At 62.1% G+C, this 1,972-nt stretch carries 3 protein-coding genes; all 3 read left to right on the forward strand.

Going from position 1 to position 1,972, the window contains the following annotated elements; translation table 11 throughout:
- On the forward strand, positions 1–577 hold a 577-nt coding region (locus ACXJL8_RS39740), incomplete at its 5' end, for an amino acid ABC transporter permease (protein WP_456686889.1).
- Positions 574–1,320, forward strand: coding sequence for an amino acid ABC transporter ATP-binding protein (locus tag ACXJL8_RS39745; protein WP_456623322.1), 747 nt, complete (start codon positions 574–576; stop codon positions 1,318–1,320). The genes ACXJL8_RS39740 and ACXJL8_RS39745, both read left to right, overlap by 4 nt.
- 121 nt (positions 1,321–1,441) lie before the next feature.
- Positions 1,442–1,972, forward strand: a 531-nt coding sequence (locus tag ACXJL8_RS39750) for an NAD(P)/FAD-dependent oxidoreductase (RefSeq protein WP_456686890.1), incomplete at its 3' end; no start/stop codon positions are given.

The following is a 1,972-nucleotide window of genomic DNA, read 5'->3' on the forward strand; positions in this document are numbered from 1 at the left end:
CGGTACGATCATGGGTCTTGCGACGCTCGCCAGGTTCGGACCGATCCGGGTCCCGTCCTTTCTGCTGATGAATTTCCTGCGCAATTCACCGTGGCTCGTTCTGCTTTTTGCGACGCTCTATTTCCTGCCGTTCGAGATGCACGTCTTCGGCGCGACCATTCCGTTCCCGCCATTCGTGAAGGCCGTGATCGGCCTTGCGTTGCCGACGGCGGCGAATTTCTCCGAGGTGATCCGGGGTGCCGTTCAGTCCATTCACAGCGGCCAATGGGAAGCGGCACGTTCGCTCGGCTATGGCACCGGCCAGATCTATCGCCACGTGATCATGCCACAGGCGCTGCGGCGCATGATCCCAGGCTGGATGAATCTCTACGCGCTGCTGATGATCGCGACAGCGCTCGCCACGGTGACCGGAATCCAGGACGTGCTGACGATTCTGAATACTTTGCTGGCCATGGAGAACGAGCGGGTGATCGTCTACTTCTATCTGACCATCCTCTTCCTGTTCATCGCCTACTGCTATCCGATCGCTGCCGTGGCGCGTCGGTGGGAGCGTGCCGTGAAGGGAGAAAGCCTGTGAACCGCATCGACGCGCTGATCGAGCTCGATAACGTCCGCAAGTCCTTCGGTAACGTCCCAGTTCTCAAGGGCATCTCGATGTTCGTGCAGAAGGGCGAGGCAGTCTGCATTATCGGCCCCTCCGGGTCGGGAAAGTCCACCGTCCTGCGCTGCATCAATGGCCTGATTCCCGTGGACGACGGCTTTGTCCGGGTCGGCGCACACCGAGTGCATGAAATGAGGTCGGAAAAGCAGATGCGGGCGCTGCGCCATCAGGTGGCGATGGTGTTCCAGCAGTACAATCTGTTTCCGCACCGCACGGCACTGGAAAACATCATGATGGCGCCGATCCAGGTGCTCGGACACGATCGCGCCGAAGTCGAGGAGCGAGCCCGTAAGCTCCTGAAGAAGGTGCGGCTGTCGGAGAAGGCGGACAGCTATCCGGGGCAGCTTTCCGGCGGCCAGCAGCAGCGCGTGGCAATCGCCCGCGCACTCGCGATGCAGCCGGAAGTGATCCTGTTCGACGAGGTGACGGCTGCGCTCGATCCCGAAACGGTGAAGGACGTGCTCTTCGCGATCCGCGAACTGGTGGAGGAAGGCCTCACCTGCATTCTCGTGACTCACGAGATGAAGTTCGCCCGGGACGTCTCGCACCGCGTTTGTTTCACCGATCATGGTCTGATCGTGGAGAGTGCGCCGCCTGCAGAACTCTTTGACAATCCGCGAGACCCGCGCACTCGCGAATTCCTCGGTCAGGTTCTCTGATCGCATCACCGGGGCGGGCGAATGTCGTCCGGACCGGTGCAGACGACTCGTCGGGATTGGGCGCACGCTGCGCGCCCACGTGCAATGAAAATGAAAGGTGAGCCGGAAGGCCCAATACATCATGCCTCGTTTTGACGACATCTACGCCAAGGACTTCAAGGACGCGCCCTACTGGTGGGAGGCCGCAGAACCGGAGACCGATCTCGATCCGCTGCCGCAGCGAGCCGACGTCGTGGTCATTGGCTCGGGCTATGCCGGGCTGAATGCGGCGACCCATCTGGCGCGCGCCGGGCGCTCCGTCGTCGTCATCGACGGTGACCGGATCGGGGAGGGAGCCTCGACGCGTTCGGGCGGCATGGTGTCGAGTGGCCAGAAGCTGGTGGTTGGTGGCGCGATCAAGGGGATCGATCCGGCGCTCTTCTCGCGCCTGATCGGCGAGAGCAACGAGAGCTTCGATTATCTGAAGATGCTGGTCGAGACGGAGAAGCTGGATGCGGGTCTTGCGCTCACCGGCCGCTTTTTCGGCGCCCACGCCGCGGGCGATTACGAAACCCTGAAGCGGCATGGCACGCTCCTGGCGGAAAAGACGGGCGTGACCGTGCATTTCTACGATCGCGCGCATCAGCAGGCGGCGATCGGCTCGGACTACTAC

This window comes from Bradyrhizobium sp. P5_C11_2 (assembly GCF_054049755.1).